We start from the raw sequence: 7,276 nt of genomic DNA on the forward strand, positions 1-7,276 counted from the left end.
TATTATTTACATTGTACTCTTACAAAATGTTTTTTTAAAGTTTTGTAATCAATTTATCTAAATAAACTGTTGAACTTGTTTTTTTCTTAAAATATAATTATTGTAGAAAGGAAGTGAGCTATGCATTTTAGAGATAAAAAATCAGCCCAGATTTATAAACTCTTATATTTTTTAGCATCTGTACTATTTTTTTCATCATTTATTTTTAATACACCATTTGAAGTTTTAATTGGATTTTTCAAAATATTAGTTACTCCATCAAACCTTTTAACTGATTATATGGCAGTTGGAGGAATTGGTGCAGCATTTTTTAACGCTTCTACCATAATGTTTGTGTCTATTTTAATTACAAAGTCACTTAAAAATGATATCAATGGATCTGAAGTTGCCGCAATAATATTGGTTACAGGTTTTGCCTTTTTCGGAAAAAATATTTACAATTCCATTCCAATAACATTGGGAGTTTTTCTATATGCAAAACTTGAAGGTTCAGATTTAAAATCTGTAATCTTACCTGCACTGTTTGGTACAGCTTTGGGACCTCTTATAAGTGAAATTACTTTTTCATTTGGATATCCATTTTTAAAAGGCTTTTTAATCAGTTATGTCGTAGGAATTTTAATAGGACTTATAATAACTCCTGTGGCGTCAGCTTGTCTTCGTTTCCATCAAGGTTATAATTTATATAACTCCGGCTTTACTGCCGGAATTATCGGAATGATAATCGTCGGTGGGCTTAGAATGTTTGATTTAGAAATTGAAGCAGTAAATGTTGTGTATTTAGAAAATGATTTTAGAATAAGAATATTATTGTATTCAATATTTACAGCAATGGTTCTCTATGGTTTTGTTAAAAATAAGATGAGCTTCAAAGGTTTTTCAAATATCTTGAAAAACTCCGGTCGTCTGCCAAGTGATTTCATATCTCTAAATGGATTGTATCCAACTCTTATTAATATGGGAATTATGGGACTTATATCCACCACTTATGTTGTATTAATTGGCGGCAAATTCAATGGCCCCGTCATTGGTGGTATACTCTCTGTGGCCGCCTTTAGTGCGTTTGGTAAACATCCTAAAAATTCTATTCCTATATTGGTCGGCGTATATTTAGCTTCACTATTAAATATCTACGATATAACGGCTACTTCAAGTATATTGGCAGGACTTTTTGGGACAACCCTTGCTCCTATTGCTGGAGAATTTGGTTTTTTCCCGGGAATTATTTCAGGTTTTCTACACATGGCGCTTGTATTTAATATCGGAGCTGTCCATGGAGGCATAAATCTATACAACAATGGATTTTCAGGTGGTTTTGTAGCTGCAATGTTGGTGCCAATTTTAAAAGAATATAAAAAAATAATGATAAATTTAAGGAGACATTATGATCGAGGATCAAAAACACAAATCTAAACTTATAAGTTCCGGACTTTTAGAATATTATTTTCACATTGGTGGAAATAATATTCACCTTGATATAAATTTTATAGATAATAAATTAATTTTTAACTGTTCAGGCGAAGTTCCCAAAGAGCCCGATGACCTTGAACACATAAATGAGCTCATAAATCTTCCCAGATATGATGATGTTGAGTTATACTATGCAGAATTGTTAGACCTTTCCGATGGCGATAGTTCTATGTTTAATTTATTAAGTGATTTAATAGATAGCGGAAGCGCCGTATACAAAGATGGTGTTCTGTCTTTTACTTTAGAAAGAATTTATATTTAATAATAGAAAAGTGCGTTGGAAATTTCCAATACACTTTTCTAAACTAAATTTAGTTTTTGATTTAATACATATATCTTTTCAAGTCCATAGAGAGCCAAATCTTGAATTACTTCAACTTTAAAATTTAATTCTTCAAGTATTAGCTTGCTATGTTCTCCTGTAGCCACAATTTTTAAATTTTCATGATCTTTAGATATGTTTTTTATCACATATTCTATTGTGCTCAAATAATGGTGGTATATTCCGGCTTGTATTGCCTTTGTTGTTGAGTTCCCAAATATTGAATCAACCTTTAACAATTCAACTTTTGAAAGTTTAGCCATCTCTTTTAAAGAATTCAAAGCCATATTCATACCGGGTATTATCATCCCACCCATAAAATTATTTCCATTTAAAAAGTCTATGGTTATAACTTCATCTATATTTATAATCAGCGCCTTGTCACCTAAAGAATAAGCTGCTCTTACAATTCTGTCCGAACCAACGTCTTTAGGGTTTTCACATTTTATATTTAATCCCGTCTTAACTCCAGCTCCAACTACTAATGCCTCTGGAAATATTTCTCTATAGGATTTTGTCACATCCGGAACTACTGATGATATTATAAAATTTGTAACTTGATCTAATCTATAAGGCTCCATGAGTTGTCTTATCTTAAGCCTTATTTCATCTTCAGTTTCAGACGGGTCAGTCTTTATTTTAAATTTATGAACCAAGAGATTCTCTTTAAATAACCCTATTTGAACACTTTTATTTTCTATGTTTATCGCTAAAAGCATAATTACCTCTTTGAAAGTAAAACTCCCTTAACTACTGCTGTAGTTACTATTACAGAAAGTATCGCCTCAGGAATTCCTGAAGTTATGGCAATACCAAAAATAACTTTTCTTGCTAGCTCAACAGGCTGTCCAACTGCTACCATATACTGTTCTGCATATAGTACATACATCATTCCCAAGAAGAATACTGTATTGGTCATAGAACCTATAAATGAGCTGGCAACTACTGCAAAATCCGAGTTCATTTTTTTGTTTGTATAGTATAGCATAAATAAACTCAACACTAAAAATATTGCGCTTAAAATTATTGTCATGGTAGTTCCACCATTAGTAGTATTAGAATATAATACATATCCCAAGAATACCGAACAAATTATCCATGCAATGTATGACAAATTCTTTAGCAATTTTTCATCTAATTTTTTTACCCAAATATATGTATATCCTGCAAATATACCTATTAAAACTCTTGGTAATACAGACACCAACGGATTCATTATAAAAGGAGTCAGTGGTGTAGTATTCATTATTGACCTCATTATTGACGATATGCCAAAAATCAAACCTACCAATGCCCCAACTAATGGTCCTTCAACTATCGCTCCTATGATTACTGGTATGTGTAAAGTTGTCGCATTTAAAATTCCAAGCGGAATAAATCCTAACGGAGTGAATCCTAAAGCAACTGTAATCGCACCTAAAATAGATGTTATAATAAGCTTTCTGTTTTTTGTCCTACTGTTTTTTGTCCTACTGTTTGTTCTATTCATTTTTCCTCCTGATAGAGTTCTGTTAAGATACTCTTCAAATTTTTAGAGATTTAAAACTTTTTAAATCTCCACCGTCTTCTGAACCATAAATTGCATTTGCTATACTTCTTGAAATACACCTCGCTGCCATAGAGCCTACAAAAGTTACATCACATTCAACCCCTCCAGTTGCAACTGAAAATATTGTATCTCCATCAAACATAGTGTGAACGGGTTCAATAGACCTTGCATATCCATCATGAGCCATTTGAGATACTTTATTTAGTTGTACTTTTGAAAGTTTTCCATTTGTAGCAACTATTGAGATTGTGGTGTTTCTTCCTTTAAACGCATCATAGTCACTCAAGTTTTCGTATACTTTTAATGTATCTAAAAATTTTCTTTCTTCTTGTGAGTAACATCCTGCAATTTGAATTCTTCTTTCAGAATCAAACACATCTCCAAATGCATTTAATATTGTAAGCGCTGCAATTTTAAGTTCTCCGAACTGCATACTTGCTTGCCCTAAACCGGATTTCATAGCATATTTATTTCCAAGTATTTTTCCAACACTTGCCCCTGTACCTGCTCCAATAGAACCCATACCGGTGCCCTTTGAAACATTTTCACAAGCAGAATATCCCATTTTAAAATCCGGTCGTATATTTGCATTGCCAACGGATAAATCAAATATTACGGCAGATACGACAATCGGAACTTTAGCAAAACCTGTATCAAGTCCAATTTCTCTTTCTCTTAAATATTCCATAACTCCGCTGGATGCTTCAAGACCAAATGCAGAACCTCCTGATAGGACTACTGCATTGACCTCGTCAACCATATTTTCGCTCTTTAACAAGTCAGTTTCTCTTGTCCCCGGAGCTGAACCCCTAACATCAACTCCGCACTTAACTGCTTTGTCAGGTATTATTACAGTTACTCCTGTAAGAGCATCATAATTTTGAGCATGACCTACCTTTATGCCCTCTATATCACTTAAATAACCCGGATAAAATTTTTCAGTCATTTTTTCTTATTTCTCTCTCCAATTCATAGAATAAAACATCTTTTTTTATCTTTTCAGAAGTTTCATCATCTTTAAATAAGCTTATTAATTTAAACGCCAAAATTTGAGCTGTTGAAGGTCCCATAGCAGTAATTATATTCTCATCTTCAACTACTATCTCATCAATTCTATCTTTATTTACAAGCCTATTTTCAACACCAGGATAACATGTGAATTTTTTATCTTTAAGCACTCCTGCCGCATCAAGCACCATTGGGCCTGCACAAATTGCAACAACATACTTGTCTGAGCTGTCATACATTGAAACCAACTCTTTAACTCTTCTATTATTGCTCAAATTAGTAGAACCGGGTTGTCCGCCCGGAATATATATACCTTTGTAGCCATCAATTTTTACCTCATCTAATGTATAGTCAGCTACAACTTTTACTCCATGAGATGACTCAACTTCTTTAACATTTTTTACCGATACTAAATCCACTTCTATTTTCGCCCTTCTAAGATAATCATTTATTGTAAGAGCTTCAATTTCTTCAAAACCATCTTCAAGTAAAATTATTAAATCTCTCATATCTGTTCCTTTCTCATAGCCTTGGATTTTTGCTCAGCTGCAAGTATTGCGTCTATAACTGTTCCTCTAAATCCCTCTCCTTCAAGCGCTCTAACACCTTCAATTGTAGTTCCTCCCGGAGAAGTTACCATATCTTTTAATTCTCCCGGATGTTTTTGAGTTTCCAAAACCATCTTAGCTGAACCAAGTACAGTTTGTGCAACAAATTTGTATGCATCATCTCTCTTTAGCCCAGTTAGAACAGCAGCATCAGAAACTGCCTCTATAAACATATATACATACGCCGGCAATGATCCACAAGCTGCTCCAAATCCATGAAACAATTCACTGTTTAAAGTACTTACTTTTCCAAATGAACTAAAAATTTTCTTAACATCTTCAATTTCTTCTTCAGTTACTTTTTCACTAGGACATATAGCGCTCATTCCCTCTCCGACCATCGCCGGTGTATTTGGCATTGATAAGATAAATTTTCTCTTCCCGAGTAAATTGGTTAAACTTTCAATGGTTTGACCTGCAGCTATTGAAATTACAATTGTATCTTCTCTTAAATGGTCTCTTATTTCATCAACTACCACTGAATAAATATGAGGTTTTACAGCTAAAATTATATAGTCTGATTTTTGAGTAAGCTCTTTGACTCCTACTATATGTACATTTTCTCCTTTGAAATCTTCTAAATCTTTAGACTTAGTTGTCAAATACAACTCGAATCCATTTTTTATAAGAGCATGAGCGATTGCTCCTCCCATATTTCCTACGCCAATTATTCCAACTTTCATATTTATTCACTCCCATTCTCATTAGTTATTATCACACAAAATCTTTTAAATTTCCACATTCTCAAACTAGTGATACAATATAATTTAGGAGGATAAAAATGAATATATCTCTGTTTGAATTATTTAAAATTTTCTTTAAAATAAATGCCATAACATTTGGTGGGGGCTACACTATAGTTCCTATAATTTCTAATGAATTTGCTAAGAATAAGAAGCTTTTAACTGAAGATGAAATGTATGATATTGTTGCACTTGCACAGAGCGGCCCGGGAGCTATGGCAATCTCTACTTCATTTTTAACCGGCTACAGACTTAGAGGTTTTTGGGGAGCGATAGTTTGTTTAATAGCCTCAACTCTTCCTTGCTTGATAATTTTGAGCATTGTTTCTATGTTTTATGTTCAGTTTAAGACAAATTTTTTTGTAAGGTCAATTTTAGATGGAATCAGCGGCATAATTTGTGCTATACTCTTAGTTACAGTGTATGAGATGGGTAAAAATGCTACAAAAAAATATAAATACTTTTCATCAATAATAATTTTTTTGGTGTTCATCTTGAGTTTCTTTTTTAAAGTTGATACTGCAAAACTTATTTTTGGAAGTGCAATTGCAGCTATTTTAACTTTTTACCTTAGAAATGGAGATGTAAAATGATGTTTTTAAAATTATATCTGACATTTCTTAAAATTGGCACATTCGCCTTTGGCGGTGGATATGCAACCATTCCCCTTATAAGAAAATTTGTAGTTGAAGAAAACGGATGGCTCACAATGTCAGAATTTATTGATGTGGTCAGTATATCCCAGATGACTCCCGGTCCTATAGCAATAAACTGCGCAACATTTGTCGGACAAAAAATCGGTGGAATTTTAGGCTCTATAGTTGCAACGACAGGTTTCATAACCACTCAATCAACTTTGATGTTGCTGCTAGGATATTTTTTATTTAAAAAGCGTAAAACTTTTAAAGGTTTGAATTATATGTTGATAGGCATAAAAGCTTGTGTCGTATCTCTTATATTTATCACGGCACTCTCTCTAATACAAAGTTCAATTCTCTCAAATCCTTTAAATATCTCCGCTATGATAACTTTCGTCATAGGACTTATACTGTATTTGAGAAAAGTTAGTTTATATAAACTGCTATTAATCGGTGGAGTTGTCGGATTAATTATCAATATTGTACTTAACAATTTTTTATATTAAAATTAACTTAATATTACAATATAAAGGAGGCTACTATGTGGACTAGACCTGAGTTAAAAAACAAATCAAAACAATTTTTAAGAGAATATATGCTAAAAGCAGTAATAACTTGTCTTATATTTACTTTGATAGAAGGAATATTTTCAGGAAATGGTGGGTCATCTAATTCAAGTTATGAAGATAATAACACTTCAGTTGAACAAAACCAAATGATTGATATACCGAAAAATCTTCAAATTGAAAATTTTAAAAATTTCCATGTTGATATGAACGAAAAATATGAGTATTCAATCTACAACAAAAACACCTCAGATAATATTTTTATCAATAAATTAACTACAACTCCTAAAAATAATTTTGATAAATTGGCAAAATTTGCCACTATATCTGTAACCGGTACACTACTTTTGATTTTATTTGTAGTTGGTATCT

The 7,276-nt window shown here is 32.4% G+C and carries 10 protein-coding genes; 5 read left to right on the top strand and 5 right to left on the bottom strand.

Features of this window, described 5'->3' with window-relative positions; genetic code table 11:
• The first annotated feature begins 120 nt into the window (after positions 1-120).
• Positions 121-1,413 carry a DUF1576 domain-containing protein gene (locus tag SOR77_RS05170; protein ID WP_320636108.1) on the top strand — a complete coding sequence of 431 codons (1,293 nt, stop codon included), beginning with the start codon at positions 121-123 and terminating at the stop codon, positions 1,411-1,413.
• Positions 1,385-1,732 carry a hypothetical protein gene (locus tag SOR77_RS05175; protein WP_320636109.1) on the top strand — a complete coding sequence of 116 codons (348 nt, stop codon included), beginning with the start codon at positions 1,385-1,387 and terminating at the stop codon, positions 1,730-1,732. The genes SOR77_RS05170 and SOR77_RS05175 overlap by 29 nt, the downstream gene beginning before the upstream one ends.
• Before the next feature lie 38 nt (positions 1,733-1,770).
• Here SOR77_RS05175 and SOR77_RS05180 read toward each other — a convergent pair whose 3' ends face one another.
• From SOR77_RS05180 to proC, 5 genes are read right to left on the bottom strand one after another with little or no spacing between them, the layout of a single operon-like run.
• Positions 1,771-2,511, bottom strand: a complete 741-nt coding sequence (locus SOR77_RS05180; RefSeq protein ID WP_320636110.1) for a type III pantothenate kinase — start codon at positions 2,509-2,511, stop codon at positions 1,771-1,773.
• Positions 2,512-2,513: 2 nt separating this feature from the next.
• Positions 2,514-3,281, bottom strand: a complete 768-nt coding sequence (locus SOR77_RS05185) for an ECF transporter S component (RefSeq protein ID WP_320636111.1) — start codon at positions 3,279-3,281, stop codon at positions 2,514-2,516.
• Positions 3,282-3,315: 34 nt separating this feature from the next.
• Entirely contained in the window at positions 3,316-4,287 is a 972-nt protein-coding gene (locus SOR77_RS05190; protein WP_320636112.1) for a P1 family peptidase, read from the bottom strand.
• On the bottom strand, positions 4,280-4,858 hold the full coding sequence (locus SOR77_RS05195) for a DJ-1 family glyoxalase III (protein WP_320636113.1): 579 nt from the start codon (positions 4,856-4,858) through the stop codon (positions 4,280-4,282). The genes SOR77_RS05190 and SOR77_RS05195 overlap by 8 nt, the downstream gene beginning before the upstream one ends.
• Complete coding sequence (gene proC, locus SOR77_RS05200; RefSeq protein WP_320636114.1) at positions 4,855-5,640, bottom strand: pyrroline-5-carboxylate reductase; 786 nt, start codon at positions 5,638-5,640, stop codon at positions 4,855-4,857. The genes SOR77_RS05195 and proC overlap by 4 nt, the downstream gene beginning before the upstream one ends.
• A gap of 98 nt (positions 5,641-5,738) precedes the next feature.
• Here proC and SOR77_RS05205 point away from each other — a divergent pair, with 98 nt between their 5' ends.
• The 3 genes from SOR77_RS05205 to SOR77_RS05215 form a co-directional block, all read left to right on the top strand.
• Positions 5,739-6,293: a chromate transporter gene (locus SOR77_RS05205; RefSeq protein WP_320636115.1), complete on the top strand. Its 555-nt coding sequence runs from the start codon at positions 5,739-5,741 to the stop codon at positions 6,291-6,293.
• Positions 6,290-6,844 carry a chromate transporter gene (locus tag SOR77_RS05210; RefSeq protein WP_320636116.1) on the top strand — a complete coding sequence of 185 codons (555 nt, stop codon included), beginning with the start codon at positions 6,290-6,292 and terminating at the stop codon, positions 6,842-6,844. The genes SOR77_RS05205 and SOR77_RS05210 overlap by 4 nt, the downstream gene beginning before the upstream one ends.
• Before the next feature lie 35 nt (positions 6,845-6,879).
• Positions 6,880-7,276: hypothetical protein (locus tag SOR77_RS05215; RefSeq protein WP_320636117.1), on the top strand; the 397-nt coding region annotated here is incomplete at its 3' end.

Origin of the sequence: Peptoniphilus sp., from assembly GCF_034090345.1 — a bacterium.
In the GTDB taxonomy this organism is placed as follows: Bacteria; Bacillota; Clostridia; order Tissierellales; family Peptoniphilaceae; genus Peptoniphilus.